The organism is Actinacidiphila yeochonensis CN732, from assembly GCF_000745345.1.
GTDB lineage: Bacteria > Actinomycetota > Actinomycetes > Streptomycetales > Streptomycetaceae > Actinacidiphila > Actinacidiphila yeochonensis.
In genome coordinates, this window is record NZ_JQNR01000003.1 from 694,340 (window position 1) to 710,120 (window position 15,781).

Consider the following 15,781-nt stretch of genomic DNA (forward strand, 5'->3'; position numbering starts at 1 on the left):
GTCAGCGGCGGCGGGCCAGCGTCAGCCCGTCCGCGACGGTCAGCAGCACCGCCTCCACCCGCTCGTCCGCCCGCACGTGGGCGTTGAACGCGCGGATGGCCGCCGCCCCGCCGCCCGCCGCCGGGTCGGTCACCCGGCCGTGGAAGAGCGTGTTGTCGACGACCAGCAGCCCGCCCGGCACCATGCGGGGCACCAGCTCCTCCCAGTAGTCGATGTAGCCGCCCTTGTCCGCGTCGAGGAAGACCAGGTCGATCCAGGGCTCGCGGGGCAGCGAGCGCAGCGTGTCGATGGCCGGCGCGATGCGCAGGTCGATCCGGTCGGCGACGCCCGCCTCCGCCCACGCGGCCCGGCCGATCGCGGTCCACTCCTCGGAGACGTCGCAGGCGGTGACCCGGCCGCCCTCGGGCAGCGCGAGCGCCATGGACAGCGTGGAGAAGCCGGTGAACGTGCCGATCTCCACGATCTGCCGGGCCCCGGTGAGCCGGACGAGGAAGGACAGCAGCGGCCCCTGCTCCTCGGCGGTCTGCAGCCCCGCGTCCTGCGGCAGCCGCTCGTGGGTGGTGTCCACCAGGGCGCGCTGGACGGCGGCCAGCGGCGGGTTGCTCTCCAGAACGTAGGCGTACAGCTCCGGCGTGAGCGGCGGGTTCTTGGTCTCGTACACGAGTGCCCTACTTCCTGAACGGCGCTTAGGCTGTTCGGATGCTCGTCGATGACGTGGTCGCGCTGGTGGAAAGCATCCCAGGGCGGCGGGTGCTGCTGGGTCTCACCGGTGCGCCCGCCGCCGGCAAGTCGACGCTCGCGCGGCGGCTGGTGGCGGGGGTGGACGAACGGCTCGGGCCGGGGGCGGTCGCGTACGTGCCGATGGACGGCTTCCACCTGGCCAACGCGCAGCTGGACCGGCTGGGGCTGCGCGGCCGCAAGGGGGCGCCGGAGACGTTCGACGCCGACGGCTACGTGCACCTGCTGCGCCGGCTCCGCGAGGCCGGCGACCGGCCCGTCTACGCGCCGGACTTCGATCGCGCGCTGGACGAGCCGGTGGCGGCGGGCCTGGTGGTGCCGGCGGCGGCGCGGCTGGTCGTCACCGAGGGGAACTACCTGGCGGACGACGGCCCGGGCTGGGCGCCGGTCCGGGGTCTGCTGGACGAGCTGTGGTACGTGGACGCGCCCCGGCAGCTGCGGGAGCGGCGGCTGCTGCACCGGCACGTGCGGGGCGGCCGCACCCGGGAGGAGGCGCTGGAGTTCATCCGGGCCAGCGAACGCGCCAACGCCGAGCGGGTGGAGCGCACCCGGGACCGCTCCTCCCGTGTCCTGCCCGGCGGACGGATCTGACGGAGCGCCGGCATTTCGCAGCCGACGTTCCGTCAGATCCTCATTCTGTCAGGCGGGTTGCTCGGCGGAGCGGACGAGGATCCGCCGCAGGATCTCCTCACCGGCCGCGACGCCGGCCGAGGTGAGGGCGGTGACGTTCGGGGCGGTCCAGCCGGTGTCGGCGAGTTCGCCGTGGCCGGGGGTCCAGCCGTGGTCGGCGGCCAGCAGCAGGTCGGCGTCGAGGAGGGAGTCGCCGGCGGCCAGCACCTGCTGGGCGCCGGTGCGGCGGACCACCTCGGCCAGCGCGGCGCTCTTGCGCAGCGGCCCCGGCACCGCGTAGACCTTGCGGCCCTGGAGGGAGACCGTCCAGCCGCGCTCCTCGGCCCATCCGGCGAACTCCTTGACCCAGCCGGCGGGGAGCCGTTCCCGGTCCACCACGAGGTAGGCGAAGAGGTCCTCGGCGATCCGCTCCTTGCGCAGCCAGTCGGGGTCGGCGGTGGCGGCCAGGTGGGCGCGGATCTCGTCGAGGGGGGCGCAGGCGTCGTCCAGCCGGCGGCGCATCTCGGCGTTCCAGTCGTGGTCGGTGCGGCCGTCCACGAGCAGGTGGCCGCCGTTCGCGCAGATCGCGTAACGAGGCGGCCGGCCCGGCAGGTTGATGCGGCGGTACTGCTTGCGGGTGCGGGTGGTGGTGGGCACGAACCGCACCGTCTCGGTGAGTTCGGCCAGCAGCCGGGCGGCGGTCTCGGTCATGTACGACAGCGGCCGGGCCTCGTGCACCTCGACGCACAGCAGCCGGGGCGCGTGCTCGTCGGGCATGGTCAGGGCCAGCGCGGGCGCGGAGTAGACGAGGGTGCGGTCCAGGTCGCTGGCCACGACGGTGGTGGGCCGGGCGGGCGTCGTCGGCACGGAGGTCACTTCGAGGTCACCGCCCGGCCGTCGACGCCGGTCGCGCCACGGGTGTAGTGCGGGTGGATCAGCCCGACGCAGGAGTACGGCAGCCCGTCCACCTCCTCGACGGGCACCCCCCGCTGCCGGGCGAGCAGCCGGACGTGGTCGAGGTCGGTGCCGGCCCCGCGCCGGGCGAGGATCTTCCACGGCACCCGCCGCAGCAGCACCCGGGTGGTCTCGCCGACGCCGGGCTTGACGAGGTTGACGTCGCCGATGCCGTACTCCTGGCTGATCCGCTCGACGGCGGCCCAGCCCTCCCAGGTGGGGGCGCGGTCCTGTCCGCGCAGCGCCTCGACGTCGGCGGCGACGGCGCCGGCCACCGCGTCGAACTCGGCGGTGACGGCGTCGAGGAACCGCTCGGAGACGTCCGCGCCGGCCAGCTCCCGGTAGAACTTCGCGCCGTGGTAGTCGTGCGGGCCGACCAGGTCGGCGCGGAGCACCGTGCGCGAGACCAGCCCGGAGACGGTGGAGTTGAGGCAGGCCGAGGGGATCAGGAAGTCCTCGCGGGTGCCGTGCACGGCGACGCAGCCGCCGGGGTCGGCGAGGACCGCGACGGACGGGTCGAAGGCGCCGGCCCAGTCGTTGCCGTCGGCGCGCAACTCCTCCAGTGCGGCGGCCAGTTCGCGGGTGATCGCGCCCTTGCCGGTCCAGCCGTCGACGAACACGGCGGCGGCCGGGTCGTGGTGGGCGGCGATCCAGCGCAGCGCGTTGGCGTCGATGCCGCGACCGCGCACGATGGAGACGGCGTAGTGCGGCAGTTCCAGCCCGTGGGCGTGCCGGGCCCAGCGGCGCATCAGCACCCCGACGGGCGTGCCGGCGCGGGCCAGCGACACCAGGACGGCGCCGGGTCCCCGCTCGTCCAGGACGAGTTCGGTGACGGCGCCGACCGCGCGGGCGATGCGGGCCGCGGAGGCGTCGAGCGCCGCCCGGAACAGCTCCTGGTACTCCTCGGTGGGCTGGTACTCGACCGGCAGCGACTCGGCGTAGTGGGCGCCGCCGTGCTGCACCGCCTCCTCCCGCTCCTCGACGGGCGCTTCGAGGCGGACGGCGGACAGGTCCTGGAGCAGCCAGCCGACCTCGTCGGGGCGGTAGGAGGAGAACGCGGGGCCGCGCAGCGGTTCGGCGAGCCCCTTGGCCAGTTCGGGCCGGGGCGGGGACGCGGAGGGGGACACGGCACGGGACGGGGTCAGCCGCTCGGCGGCAGGCGCCGGGGTCGGGCTCATCGCGGACGGGGTTCCGTTCGGTCGGTGGGAGGGCACGACCGCGAGCAGCACCGTGCCGGTGGCGGCGGCCAGCCGGTCCAGCAGGCCGCCGGGGGCGTGCAGGGCGGCGGTGTCGCCGGCGGAGTCCACCACGCACACCACGGCGTCGAAGCCGTGCACGTTGTAGGCGTAGCGCTCGCGGCTGCCGCCGTCGGTGGGGTCGTCGTGCGCGGGGAAGACGATCCGGCTGCGGATGGCGTAGCCCGGGTCGTCCAGGGCCAGTACGGGCGATCGGGTGGTGGTGGAGGAGCGGACGGCGGGCGCCCCGGCCCCGGCCGTGCTCGCGGCGGCCCGGTCCCGCAGCTCGCTCTGGAGCTGCCGGGCCAGCCGCTGCGGCGCGTACATCAGCTCCTCGGTGCCGAGGACGAGGACGGTGCGGGCCCCGGCCGGCAGCGCGTCGGCGAGCCGGGCGCCCATCGCGGGCAGCGCGGCGTCCAGCGCGCGGGCGTGGGCGGGCAGGAAGCCGTGCCGGCCGCCGTCGGGCAGCCCGGCGGGCCAGCCGAGCCCGACCCGGACCGGGGCGGCGGCGCGGGCGGCGGCGGGCGGGGCGTCCCGCACGCCTTCGTGGGCGGCCACCAGGGCCTGTCCGGCGGCGAGGACGCCCTCGGGCAGCGTCACCGAGCCGGTGGCCAGCGCCACCACGTCCACCCGGGTGCCGAGCCGCTCGGCGAGCGCGTCCAGCGCGGCCCGGTCGGCGGGGCCGCGCAGGTCGGTGAGGGCGGCCACGACGTAGCGGCGGTGCGGGCTCACCGCGTGCAGGGCGGTGAGGGTGTTGACGATGGTGCGCCCGGTGGAGAGTTCGTCGTCCACCAGGACCAGCGGGCCGGGGCCGGACAGCAGCCCGGGGTCGGCGGGCAGCAGCAGGTGGCTGGTGGCGTGGCTGTGCTCCTCCTCGAACCCGCCGTAGGGGGCGGAGCCGGGCACCTCCCGGCGGGTGGAGTGCAGGTAGGGCACGTGGCCGAGGCCGTCGGCGACCCCGTGGCCGAGGCCGGTGGCGGTCTCGGCGTAGCCGAGGACGACGGCGTCGGCGGCGTCCTCGCCGAGCAGCTCGGCCACCTGGCGGCCGAGGCCGGCGGCGTGGTCGAGGATCGTGGCCGGGCACTGCGGTACGTGCTTGCCCAGCACGTTCGAGACCAGGAGGTGGGCCCGCTTGGGGTTGCGCCGCAGCGCCAGGCCGAGCAGGTCGGCGAGGCCGTCGCCGTGCAGGGCGACGCCGAGGCGGTCGGCGACCCACTGGCCGGTCCAGGGGGTGGTCGGTGGCATCAGGCGGGCTTCCTCACGGTGCGGGGGCGGCGGGCTCCGGCGGGCCGGGCGCTGCCGACCGTCGGGGCGGGCAGGGACGGCCGGGCGGGGTCGCGGCCAGGGTCGGAGGCGCGGCCGGGGTCGGGGACGGAGGCGCGACCCGGGTCGCGGCCAGGGGCACGGTCGTGGCCGGCACGCGGTCCAGCGGGTCCGGCGGGACCGGCGAGCGGTCGAACGCGGCCCCGGTCACGCGGTCGGCAGCGCGGCCGCGAGCAGGTCGACGAACCCGACGTTCTCGCGGGCGACGCCGAAGACCTCGGCGCGGGCGAGGGTCCGCTCGGCCCAGGGCCGGTGCGGCTTCACCTCGTTCATCTTGTTGGTGTACGCCGACCGCAGCACCCCGCCGCCGCTGCGGTCCTCCCTGAGGATGTCGGCGGCGTCGCAGTACTCCTCGTGGCTGACCACGTTGAGCGAGTTGACCACCGGCACGTGGCTGGGGTGGATGCAGGTCTTGCCCTGGAGGCCGTTGGCGCGGTCGAGCTCGATCTCGCGCAGCAGGCCGTCCATGTCCTTGGCGAGCAGGGTCTCGCGCAGGTCCTCCGCCTCGGGGGTGAAGGGGCTGTGCCGCAGCAGCGGCTTGAACATCCGCTCGTGGTGGCGGAAGTACTCCCACACCGGGCCCGTGACGGTGAACCCGCTGCCGTCGGCGCGGCCGAAGACGTTGACCACGTCGGCGATGACGGAGGCGACGATCTGCACGTCGTAGGCGGTCATCGCGGGGGCGCGGCGCAGGCCGTAGCCGGAGCAGAAGTCGGTGACGCCCAGCCGCAGCGCCAGGACGCGGTCGCGGTACTTCTCCACGGTGCGGGAGATGCCGGCCAGCGTCTCCACCCGGGTCTCCAGGTGGAGCAGCTGCGGGGACTCCAGCACGGGCATGGCGAAGAGCCGCCGCCCGCAGGCGGCCTCGGCCAGGGTCAGCGCCTCAAGGAAGGGGCCGCCGGACTCCTCGGTGAACTTCGGCAGCACGAAGCCCGACAGCAGCCGGACGTCCTCGCCCAGCCGTTCGACCAGATCGGTGATCTGCTCGGCGGTGCGCACCCGGATGAAGAGCAGCGGCAGGCCCCGGCCGGCGGCGCTGTGGGCGGCGAGGGCGGCGAACTGGGCGACGAGGTTCGACTCGCCGGCGGCCACGTCGCGGTCGTCGATGGAGTCCTCCAGGCACAGCACCATGGACACCACGCCCCGCTCCGCCTGTTTCAGGACGTCGTCGGCCAGGCTCTCGCGGGTGGCGGGGCTGTACAGCGTCGCCCCCAGCGCCACGGCGAGCGTGTGGGCGGGGGCGTCGGCGGTGAACTCCTGGGGCTCCCGGTGGAAGAGTCCCATCCTGGTGTCCGAGGAGAGATGCCCGAAGTGCCGCATGGGCCCCCCTTCTGTTCTGCGGGACGGGGAGCCCGGCAGTCCGGACCACCCCCCAACGACGTGGCTGATTATCGTACGTATACAGCTGACGCCAAGGTTCCCCCAACATGTGACAAACAGGTAACCGCGACCCGTCCTCCGCGTGGCCGTCCGCTCATCCCCCTCCCCGACCAGCTCCGGACCGTCCGGCGGCCCTCCCCGGACACCCCCGACAGCCCCGGGCCGCCTCCGCCGGACCCACCCGCGCCCGTGGGCGGCGCTCCGGGCGGCGCTGCGGCCGGCGCTGGGGGCAGCACGCCGGGCGGGCGCTGTGGGCGGCGTTGTGGGCGACCCCGCCGGGCGGGCAGGATGGCGGGCATGACGCACGCGATGATGAAGGGCTCGAACATCCCGCTGGAGGCCGCCGGGGTCCGTGCGGTGCTGCGCTGGAGCCCGGGGCCGGCCGTGCCCGACGTCGACGCGTGCGTGCTGCTGCTCGGTACGGACGGCCGCGTCCGCTCCGACGCCGACTTCGTCTTCTACAACGCGCCCCGGCACCCCTCCGGGCTGGCCCGCCACCTGCCGAAGAAGCGCGTCCCCGAGGGGCTGACCGACACCGTCGAGGTGGACCTGGCGGCACTGGAGCGGACGGTGGACCGGGTGGTGCTGGCGGCCTCCTGCGACGGCGGGCCGTTCGGCCTGGTGCGCGACCTCGCGCTGTCGCTGTACGACACGGCCGGGGCGCAGCACGCCGCGCCCGTCGCCGTCTTCGAGGTGGAGCCCGACACCGGGCAGGAGACCGCCCTGATCTGCGGCGAGCTCTACCGCAGGGGTGAGGGCTGGAAGTTCCGCGCGCTGGGCCAGGGCTATGCCTCCGGGCTGGTCGGGCTGGCGACGGAGTTCGGCGTCGCGGTCGACGACGGCGAGCCGGAGCAGCCCGTGGCCCCCCTGGCGGGCTCGCCGGCCGCCCAGCCCGCGGGCGGCACCGGCACCGGCACCGCCGCCTCCCCCGAAGCCCGGCCCTCCGCCGTCTACGGCTACCCGCTGGCCGCGCCGTACCCCGGCCACGTGCCCGCGCAGCCCGCCTACGGCTACCCGCAGCCCACCGCGCCCGCCCACGGCCGGCAGCAGCCGGCGGCCGCCCCGCAGGGCCCGGCCGGCCGCCGTTCCCCGGCGCGCCCGCCAACGTCCCCCCGATGCCGCAGCAGCCCCCGGCGCAGCCGCCCGTCCACCAGCAGCCGCAGCCGGCCTACCCCGCCTACGGCTACCCGCAGCCGGTGGCCGCCACCGCGCAGGCCGCCAGGGCGCCTCTGAGCCCCGACGGCTCGTTCACCCTGCCGCCGCAGGGCCCCCAGTTCCAGAAGCAGTCCTGAGGCCCTCCCCCCGCCCGACCCGTCCCCGGCCGCGCACCCCTGCAGGGCGGAGCCCGGCCGGCCACCCGAAGCCCGCAGCGCGGTGCGAGGGGGGCAGAAAAAGGCTCAGCGCGGTGCGAGGGGGGCAGAGAAAAGATCAGACCTTGGACTTGTAGCCGCGCCCCCACTGAAGGCCCCACCCGTAGAGGCGGTCGATCTCGGCCTGGAAGCCGTAGACGTACTTGACCTCGCGGCGGGCCCACAGCTCGCCCTTGCGGTTCTCGATCAGCAGCACCGCGCACGAACGGGCCTGCGGGTGGCGCTCGGTGAGCGGGATCTCGATCCGGGGCCCGGAGCCGGGGAAGATCTCCACCTTCGCGTGGGCGCGGTCGAAGGCGGGGGTGCCGTCGTAGATGTAGACGAAGACGAGCAGCCGCTTGAACTCGTCGGCCTTCTCGAAGTTGATGTACATCGTCTCGCCGGAGGAGCCGCCGAACCGGTCGTCGCCGCTCATCTGGATGTACGGTGCCGCGTCCAGGTCGCCCAGGAAGTCGCCCAGCGGCTGGACCACGCCCTTGGAGCCGTCGGCCAGTTCGTACATGCAGGCCAGGTCCAGGTCGACGTTGACCATCGCGGGTCCCGCCGCCTGCACCACATGTGGCCGGAACGACTCCATCTGGCGGCGCAGGAAACCGCCTCGCTCCAGCGCCCAGTCACCGGTGTCCGACGTGCGCATCTGCCACGACAGGTTGACGCGCATGTTGCCGACGGCGGCGCCGTTCCGGGTGAGGTTCACCTCCGGCTGGCGCTTGGTGAGCTCCACGCTGTGGGCGTTCGCCATGTCCAACTGGCGGGCGCCGCCAGGTTGCAGGAACCGCCACCAGGCCATCGCTGTTCGTCCTCCCAGACGCTTCCCTGTCACGGAACGCGGCGCTGCCCCCGCCGTGCGGGGGCAGCGCCGTCGGTGGGCGGCCGGGTCAGGTCCGGGACGCCACCTCGGTCTTGTCGTCGTCCGACTGCGAGGAGTCTGCCCCGAGACGGCGGTTGCGTACCACCGACGACCAGTACGACGCCAGGATCAGGACAACCCCGACCAGGCCGGTGACGACCTCGCTCACCTCGTACTTGATGGTCACCAGCAGGATGACGGCCAGCGCGCCGATGGCGTAGTGGGCGCCGTGCTCCAGGTAGACGTAGTCGTCCAGGGTGCCCTTGCGGACCAGGAAGACGGTCAGCGACCGGATGTACATCGCGCCGATGCCCAGGCCCAGGGCGATCTCGAAGATGTCGTTGCTGATCGCGAAGGCGCCGATGACGCCGTCGAAGGAGAACGACGCGTCGATGACCTCCAGGTAGAGGAACATGAAGAACGCCGCCTTGCCGGCCAGTCCGGCCACGCTCGCGGCCTGCGACCGGCTGGCGCCGGAGCCGTTGCCGACCGCGGCCTCCCGCGGCTGCCGCTCGGCTCCTTCGCCCCCCTCGCCGCCGTCCTCGTCGCCGTCCTCGTCCTCGTCCTCCAGGCGCTCCTCGAAGAAGCTGGAGACGCCGCCGACCACCAGGTAGGTGATCAGGCCGGCGACGCCGGACAGCAGCACCGTCTCGCCCTTGTCGACGGTGCCGTGGCCGCCGTGCAGCGGCACCCCGGTGGCCACGGTGGTGCCGGCGACGACCAGCGCGACCATCGCCACCACGACCGAGAGCATGTCCAGCTTGCCGAGCTTGGCCAGCGGCTTCTCCAGCCACGACAGCCAGGTGATCTCCCGGTCCTCGAAGATGAAGTCCAGGAAGATCATCAGCAGGAACATCCCGCCGAACGCGGCGATCGCCGGGTGGGCGTTGGTCACCAGGTTCTCGTAGCGGTCGTGGTCGTTGACCGCGATCCGCACCGCTTCCCACGGGCTCAGCTTGGCGGTGACGGCCACGATGATGATCGGGAAGACCAGCCGCATGCCGAACACGGCGATGAGCACGCCGACGGTCAGGAAGATCCGCTGCCAGAAGGGGTTGAGCTTGCGGACGATCCCCGCGTTGATCACGGCGTTGTCGAAGGACAGGGAGATTTCGAGGACGGACAGGATGGCGACGATCGCGACGCCTTGGCCTCCCCAGAGGATGCCGGCCAGGGCGAGGCCGGCGGCAGTGATGCCCAACGACCAGCCGAATGTTCTGAGGAGCACGTGCTTCCCACCCAATCCCTTGTGGTTCCCCTGGGACCAAGGGTCCCCCGCGAACGTCACGCGGATTTTTTACGAAACGTTGACCCCGAAGTCTAGGGCGATGCCGCGCAGTCCGGAGGCGTACCCCTGCCCCACCGCCCGGAACTTCCACTCGCCGTTGTAGCGGTAGAGCTCGCCGAAGATCATCGCCGTCTCCGTGGAGGCGTCCTCGGTGAGGTCGTAGCGGGCCAACTCGCTGCCGTCGCTCTGGTTGAGCACCCGGATGTAGGCGTCGCTGACCTGGCCGAAGGTCTGCACGCGCACGTCAGCGTCGTAGATCGACACCGGGAAGACGATCTTGTCGACGGTCGCCGGGACCTTTGCCAGGTCGACGAGGATCGTCTCGTCGTCGCCGCCGCTGCCGCCGACCAGTTCGTCGCCGGTGTGCTCCACCGAACCGTCAGGGCTCTTCAGGTTGTTGTAGAAGACGAAGTAGTCGTCGCCCAGGACCCGGCCGCCCCCGCACAGCAGCGCGCTGGCGTCCAGGTCGAATTCGGCACCCGTGGTGGAACGCGCCCTCCACCCCAGGCCGATCTGCACCTGGGTGAGGTTCGGAGCCGCCTTGGACAGGGAGACGTTGCCCCCCTTGGCGAGCGTGACGCCCATCGTTGTCCCTTCCCCCTCGATCTGTGGTGTGCGGCGCCCGCGCCGGTCAGACGTTGACGCCGAAGTCCTGGGCGATGCCGCGCAGTCCGGAGGCGTAGCCCTGGCCGATGGCGCGGAACTTCCACTCGGCGCCGTTGCGGTAGAGCTCGCCGAAGATCATCGCCGTCTCCGTGGAGGCGTCCTCGGTGAGGTCGTAGCGGGCCAACTCGCCGCCGTCGGCGGCGTTGACCACCCGTATGTAGGCGTTGCGCACCTGGCCGAAGCTCTGCTGGCGGGGCTCCGCGTCGTAGATCGACACCGGGAAGACGATCTTGGCCACGTCGGCGGGGACGCCGGCCAGGTCGACGTTGATCACCTCGTCGTCGCCGTCGCCCTCGCCGGTGAGGTTGTCCCCGGTGTGCTCCACCGAGCCGTCGGGGCTCTTCAGGTTGTTGAAGAAGACGAAGTGCTGGTCGGAGAGGACCTTGCCCTGCGCGTCGGTGAGCAGCGCGCTCGCGTCCAGGTCGAAGTCCGCGCCCGTGGTGGTACGGGCGTCCCAGCCCAGTCCGACCACGACGGCCGTGAGGTTGGGCGCCTCCTTCGTGAGTGAGACGTTTCCGCCCTTGCTGAGGCTGACTCCCACAGGGTCCTCCCGATCCGTTCCGCCGCCCCTGTCGGGACGGCTGGTCTGCCTGTTCCGCACCGTCAACGAGCCGAGCCTAGTGACCCGTTCCCGAGCCTCACAGAGCCTGGAGCGCCTTCGCGTACCCGTCCAGGTCCCGCGCGTCCGGCAGCGCGTTGACGGCGGTCCACCGCACGGTGCCGGTCCGGTCGATGACGAAGGTGCCGCGCAGCGCGCACCCCTTGTCGGCGGCGAAGACCCCGTAGGAGCGGGCGGCGGTTCCGTGCGGCCAGAAGTCCGACAGCAGCGGGAACTCCAGCTCCTCGGCGTCGGAGAAGGCACGCAGCGCGTGCATGGAGTCGCAGGAGGCGGCGAGCACCTGGACGTGGTCGTTCTGGAAGGACGGCAGGGCCTCCTGGACGGCCCGCAGCTCGCCGGTGCAGACGCTGGTGAAGGCGAAGGGGAAGAAGAGCAGCACCACGTTCTTCACGCCCCGGAAGTCGGCCAGCCGCACCGTGCGGCCGTGCTGGTCGGGCAGTTCGAACCCGGGCGCCGCCACCCCCGCCGCGATCGCGCCCCCGCCCGCCACGCCCCGCTCCTCCACGGCCCCGCTCCCTCTCCCGCACACCCCGCCACCCGGACGGCCTCAGCCCCAGCCTGCCCGCTCCCCGTACCCGCTACCCCCGGACACGCCCACCGGCACCCCGACGCGCCCCTCGGGGGGCGCGGAGCCCCCCGCGAGCGCCCCCGTGGGCGGACAGCCGGGAGCGGTCCGCCGAACCGTCGCGAGCGGCGCGCCGAGGAGCCGTCGCCGGGCATGCCTCCGCCGGGGACCGCGGGACATCCACGCGGCCCCCGGCGGGCAGCCGAAAGCCAGGGCCCACCCGGCGGCGGGTGGCCGGAGGCGGGAATCCGCCCCCGGTCGACGGCCGGAATCCGGCGTCCTACCGCTTGCCGGCCTTCGCCGTCTTCGGCGTGACGAGACGGCTCCCGGTCCAGTCCTTCGCCGCGTTGACGCTGCTGGTCTGCGCCAGGCCGGCCGTCTGCGCCGCCTCGCCGATCTCGCTCGGCTCGACGTGCCCGTCCCGTCCGGTCTTCGGCGTCATGAGCCAGATCGGCGCACCGGCGTCGACGGTCGACGTCGCGTCGACGAGCGCGTCGGTGAGATCGCCGTCGTCCTCACGGAACCAGAGGAGGACGGCGTCGGGGACGTCGTCGTACTCCTCGTCGGCGAGCTCCTCGCCCGTGAGGTCCTCGATGCCCTCACGAAGCTCCTGGTCGCAGTCCTCGTCGTACCCGAGCTCCTGGACCACCTGTCCGGGCTCGAAACCAAGCCGGCTCGCCGGGTTGGTCCGCTCCTCCGCGTGGTCCGCGGTCGCGCTCACGCTTTGCCTCCTGTCACGTGCACGGGTTCGTGCCCTCGCTCTGCGGGACCCGAGTGGGCCCCGTTGCGCGCCCGCTGCGTCACGGGCCGCTGGCGGTAGTCCACACGGGCGCGGCGGATCGCGCAAGTACCCGGCGTACGAGACCGCCGAAACGGTGATGATTCGACCGTCTTCGCCGCAAGTTCCCCGCCCCGGAGCGGCCGCCTTCCTCCTCCATGGTGACGCAGATCACTGCGGTTTGCCGGTGTTGCGGCCGATTGGCGGTGCGCGTCGGCCGTGCATCCGGGTGGGCGTAGAGTTCAGGTTTGGCCGCCGACCCGCTGTTACCGCCTGGTAGAGATGACGTATCGAACGCGTGCGGTACACGATGGAGGCGCCCCAGCAGTGCTCCCGCGCGTGACGACCCCGGTGCCGGGGTGCTGCCCGTCATCGCCTCCAGCTAGCGAAGGAACAGCGTGGCTTCCTCCGATCGCAACCCGATCATCATCGGCGGCCTTCCCAGCCAGGTCCCGGATTTCGATCCCGAGGAGACGGCTGAGTGGCTCGACTCGCTCGACGCGGCCATCGACAGCGGGGGCCGGGAGCGGGCCCGCTACCTGATGCTGCGGCTCATCGAGCGCGCGCGTGAGAAGCGTGTCGCCGTGCCGGAGATGCGCAGCAGCGACTACGTCAACACCATCGCCACCAGGGACGAGCCGTTCTTCCCGGGCAACGAGGAGATCGAGCGCAGGATCCTCAACGCCACCCGGTGGAACGCCGCGGTGATGGTCTCCCGCGCGCAGCGCCCGGGGATCGGCGTCGGCGGCCACATCGCCACCTTCGCCTCCTCCGCCTCCCTCTACGACGTGGGCTTCAACCACTTCTTCCGCGGCAAGGACAAGGGCACCGGCGGCGACCAGGTCTTCTTCCAGGGCCACGCCTCCCCCGGCATCTACGCGCGCGCGTTCCTGCTCGACCGGCTCACCGAGACCCAGCTGGACGCGTTCCGCCAGGAGAGGTCCAAGGCGCCCGACGGGCTCTCCAGCTACCCGCACCCGCGGCTGATGCCGGACTTCTGGGAGTTCCCGACCGTGTCCATGGGCCTGGGCCCGCTGGGCGCGATCTACCAGGCCCGGATGAACCGCTACCTCCAGGCGCGCGGCATCGCCGACACCTCCGCCTCGCACGTGTGGGCGTTCCTCGGCGACGGCGAGATGGACGAGCCGGAGTCGCTGGGCCAGCTGTCCATCGCCGCCCGCGAGGGGCTGGACAACCTCACCTTCGTGGTGAACTGCAACCTCCAGCGCCTCGACGGCCCGGTCCGCGGCAACGGCAAGATCATCCAGGAGCTGGAGTCGCAGTTCCGCGGCGCCGGCTGGAACGTGATCAAGCTGGTGTGGGACCGCTCCTGGGACCCGCTGCTCGCGCAGGACCGCGACGGGCTGCTGGTGAACCGGATGAACACCACGCCCGACGGCCAGTTCCAGACGTACGCCACCGAGACCGGCGCCTACATCCGCGAGCACTTCTTCGGCGACGACCAGCGGCTGCGGAAGATGGTGGAGAACCTCACCGACGAGCAGATCCTGCACCTGGGCCGCGGCGGCCACGACCACCGCAAGATCTTCGCCGCCTACACCGCGGCGATGGCGCACAAGGGCCAGCCGACGGTGATCCTCGCCCAGACCATCAAGGGCTGGACGCTCGGGCCGAACTTCGAGGGCCGCAACGCGACCCACCAGATGAAGAAGCTCACCGTCGCCGACCTCAAGGGCTTCCGGGACCGGCTGCACCTGCCGATCACCGACCGACAGCTGGAGGAGGGGTACCCGCCCTATTACCACCCGGGCCGGGACTCCGAAGAGATCCAGTACATGCACGACCACCGCAGGTCGCTGGACGGCTACGTGCCCACCCGCGTGGTCCGCGCCAAGCCGCTGCCGCTGCCGCCGGAGAAGACCTACGCGACGGCGAAGAAGGGCACCGGGGCGCAGTCGATCGCCACCACCATGGCGTTCGTCCGGGTCCTGAAGGACCTCATGCGGGACAAGGAGATCGGCAAGCGGTTCGTGCTGATCGCCCCCGACGAGTACCGCACCTTCGGCATGGACGCGTTCTTCCCGAGCGCCAAGATCTACAACCCGCTGGGCCAGCAGTACGAGTCCGTCGACCGCGAGCTGCTGCTCGCCTACAAGGAGTCGCCGACCGGCCAGATGCTCCACGACGGCATCTCCGAGGCCGGCTGTACCGCCTCGCTGATCGCCGCCGGGTCGTCGTACGCCACCCACGGCGAGCCGCTGATCCCGGTCTACGTCTTCTACTCGATGTTCGGGTTCCAGCGCACCGGCGACCAGTTCTGGCAGATGGCCGACCAGCTCGCCCGCGGCTTCGTCCTGGGCGCCACCGCCGGCCGCACCACGCTCACCGGCGAGGGCCTCCAGCACGCCGACGGCCACTCGCAGCTGCTGGCCTCCACCAACCCCGCCTGCGTGGCCTACGACCCGGCGTACGCGTTCGAGATCGCCCACATCGTCCAGGACGGCCTGCGGCGGATGTACGGCGAGACCGCCGACGGCAGGCCGGGCGAGGACGTCTTCTACTACCTGACCGTCTACAACGAGCCGATCCAGCACCCGGCCGAGCCGGCGGACGTGGACGTCGAGGGCATCCTCAAGGGCGTGCACCGCTTCCAGCCGGCCACCGCCGGGCAGGTCCCCGCGCAGATCCTCGCCTCCGGCGTGGCCGTGCCGTGGGCGGTCGAGGCGCAGCGCATCCTCGCCGAGGAGTGGAACGTGGCCGCCGACGTGTGGTCGGCCACCTCCTGGAACGAGCTGCGCCGCGAGGCCGTGGCCGTCGAGGAGCACAACCTGCTGCACCCGGAGGAGGAGCAGCGCGTCCCGTGGGTGACGCGGAAGCTGTCCGGGCACGAGGGCCCGTTCGTGGCGGTCTCGGACTGGATGCGCTCGGTGCCGGACCAGATCTCCCGCTGGGTGCCGGGCCGGTACGCGTCGCTGGGCGCGGACGGCTTCGGCTTCGCGGACACCCGCGGCGCGGCGCGGCGCCACTTCCACATCGACGCGCAGTCGATCGTGCTGGCGGTGCTGACGGAGCTGGCCCGGGACGGGAAGGTCGACCGTTCCGCGCTGAAGCAGGCGGTGGACCGCTACCAGCTGCTGGACACCTCGGCCGCCGACCCGGGCGCGGCGGGCGGCGACGCCTGACAGCTCCCTGGCGGCTCCCTGGCGGCCTCCCCGGCGGCTCGGGCAGCCCCCGGGCCGCCGATGACGGCTCACGGCTGACGGCTGACGGCTGACGGCTGACGGCTGACGGCTGACGGCTGACGGCTGACGGCTGACGGCTGACGGCTGACGGCTGACGGTGCTCCCTGGCCGCCGCCCCGCGGGCCCCGACCGGTCTCCCCCGACCGGTCGGGGCCCGCGGCCGTTTCCGGGCTGCCGAGCCGTCCATCGCGACCTAGGGGACC

13 protein-coding genes are annotated in these 15,781 nt (G+C 73.1%); 3 read left to right on the forward strand and 10 right to left on the reverse strand.

From position 1 onward, the window contains the following. Nucleotide 1: 1 nt before the first annotated feature. Nucleotides 2-661, reverse strand: coding sequence for an O-methyltransferase (locus tag BS72_RS04530; RefSeq protein ID WP_037906592.1), 660 nt, complete (start codon nt 659-661; stop codon nt 2-4). Between the two features lie 38 nt (nt 662-699). On the opposite strand from BS72_RS04530, the gene BS72_RS04535 reads away from it, so the two are divergent. Beyond that, nucleotides 700-1,329 (forward strand): nucleoside/nucleotide kinase family protein, encoded by a 630-nt coding sequence (locus tag BS72_RS04535; RefSeq protein WP_037906593.1) that lies wholly within the window; start codon nt 700-702, stop codon nt 1,327-1,329. 48 nt (nt 1,330-1,377) lie between these two features. Here the strand turns inward: BS72_RS04535 and BS72_RS04540 are convergent, their stop codons facing one another. From BS72_RS04540 to BS72_RS04555, 3 genes are all read right to left on the reverse strand, one after another. Next, entirely contained in the window at nt 1,378-2,214 is an 837-nt protein-coding gene (locus BS72_RS04540) for an HAD family hydrolase (protein ID WP_037907638.1), read from the reverse strand. A 5-nt stretch (nt 2,215-2,219) separates the two neighbouring features. Beyond that, nucleotides 2,220-4,781, reverse strand: a complete 2,562-nt coding sequence (locus BS72_RS04545; RefSeq protein WP_037906596.1) for a phosphoribosyltransferase — start codon at nt 4,779-4,781, stop codon at nt 2,220-2,222. Nucleotides 4,782-5,006: 225 nt separating this feature from the next. Next, nucleotides 5,007-6,179: an HpcH/HpaI aldolase/citrate lyase family protein gene (locus BS72_RS04555; RefSeq protein WP_037906600.1), complete on the reverse strand. Its 1,173-nt coding sequence runs from the start codon at nt 6,177-6,179 to the stop codon at nt 5,007-5,009. 357 nt (nt 6,180-6,536) lie between these two features. On the opposite strand from BS72_RS04555, the gene BS72_RS04560 reads away from it, so the two are divergent. Next, entirely contained in the window at nt 6,537-7,472 is a 936-nt protein-coding gene (locus tag BS72_RS04560; protein WP_063835957.1) for a TerD family protein, read from the forward strand. 195 nt (nt 7,473-7,667) lie between these two features. Here the strand turns inward: BS72_RS04560 and BS72_RS04565 are convergent, their stop codons facing one another. The 6 genes from BS72_RS04565 to BS72_RS04590 all read right to left on the reverse strand — a co-directional run bounded on the left by BS72_RS04565 (nt 7,668) and on the right by BS72_RS04590 (nt 12,318). Then, on the reverse strand, nt 7,668-8,399 hold the full coding sequence (locus tag BS72_RS04565; protein ID WP_037906601.1) for a Tellurium resistance: 732 nt from the start codon (nt 8,397-8,399) through the stop codon (nt 7,668-7,670). Between the two features lie 88 nt (nt 8,400-8,487). Next, complete coding sequence (locus BS72_RS04570; protein WP_037906602.1) at nt 8,488-9,687, reverse strand: DUF475 domain-containing protein; 1,200 nt, start codon at nt 9,685-9,687, stop codon at nt 8,488-8,490. A gap of 69 nt (nt 9,688-9,756) precedes the next feature. Next, nucleotides 9,757-10,332: a TerD family protein gene (locus BS72_RS04575; protein ID WP_037906604.1), complete on the reverse strand. Its 576-nt coding sequence runs from the start codon at nt 10,330-10,332 to the stop codon at nt 9,757-9,759. A 46-nt stretch (nt 10,333-10,378) separates the two neighbouring features. After that, nucleotides 10,379-10,954: a TerD family protein gene (locus BS72_RS04580; RefSeq protein ID WP_037906605.1), complete on the reverse strand. Its 576-nt coding sequence runs from the start codon at nt 10,952-10,954 to the stop codon at nt 10,379-10,381. A gap of 97 nt (nt 10,955-11,051) precedes the next feature. Continuing rightward, nucleotides 11,052-11,537: a peroxiredoxin gene (locus BS72_RS04585; RefSeq protein WP_232792210.1), complete on the reverse strand. Its 486-nt coding sequence runs from the start codon at nt 11,535-11,537 to the stop codon at nt 11,052-11,054. Nucleotides 11,538-11,877: 340 nt separating this feature from the next. Then, nucleotides 11,878-12,318: a DUF3052 domain-containing protein gene (locus BS72_RS04590; RefSeq protein WP_037906606.1), complete on the reverse strand. Its 441-nt coding sequence runs from the start codon at nt 12,316-12,318 to the stop codon at nt 11,878-11,880. Between the two features lie 455 nt (nt 12,319-12,773). Between BS72_RS04590 and aceE the strand changes: the two genes are divergently transcribed. Next, the gene (gene aceE / locus BS72_RS04595) at nt 12,774-15,518 is read left to right on the forward strand and encodes a pyruvate dehydrogenase (acetyl-transferring), homodimeric type (RefSeq protein ID WP_037906607.1); all 2,745 of its coding nucleotides are present in this window, start codon (nt 12,774-12,776) and stop codon (nt 15,516-15,518) included. Nucleotides 15,519-15,781: the final 263 nt, after the last annotated feature.

Coding starts and splice junctions, on each gene's coding strand:
- BS72_RS04560 (WP_063835957.1), top strand. CDS start 6,537: ATGACGCACGCGATGATGAAGGGCTCGAACATCCCGCTGGAGGCCGCC.
- BS72_RS04565 (WP_037906601.1), bottom strand. CDS start 8,399: ATGGCCTGGTGGCGGTTCCTGCAACCTGGCGGCGCCCGCCAGTTGGAC.
- BS72_RS04575 (WP_037906604.1), bottom strand. CDS start 10,332: ATGGGCGTCACGCTCGCCAAGGGGGGCAACGTCTCCCTGTCCAAGGCG.
- BS72_RS04545 (WP_037906596.1), bottom strand. CDS start 4,781: ATGCCACCGACCACCCCCTGGACCGGCCAGTGGGTCGCCGACCGCCTC.
- BS72_RS04535 (WP_037906593.1), top strand. CDS start 700: ATGCTCGTCGATGACGTGGTCGCGCTGGTGGAAAGCATCCCAGGGCGG.
- BS72_RS04555 (WP_037906600.1), bottom strand. CDS start 6,179: ATGCGGCACTTCGGGCATCTCTCCTCGGACACCAGGATGGGACTCTTC.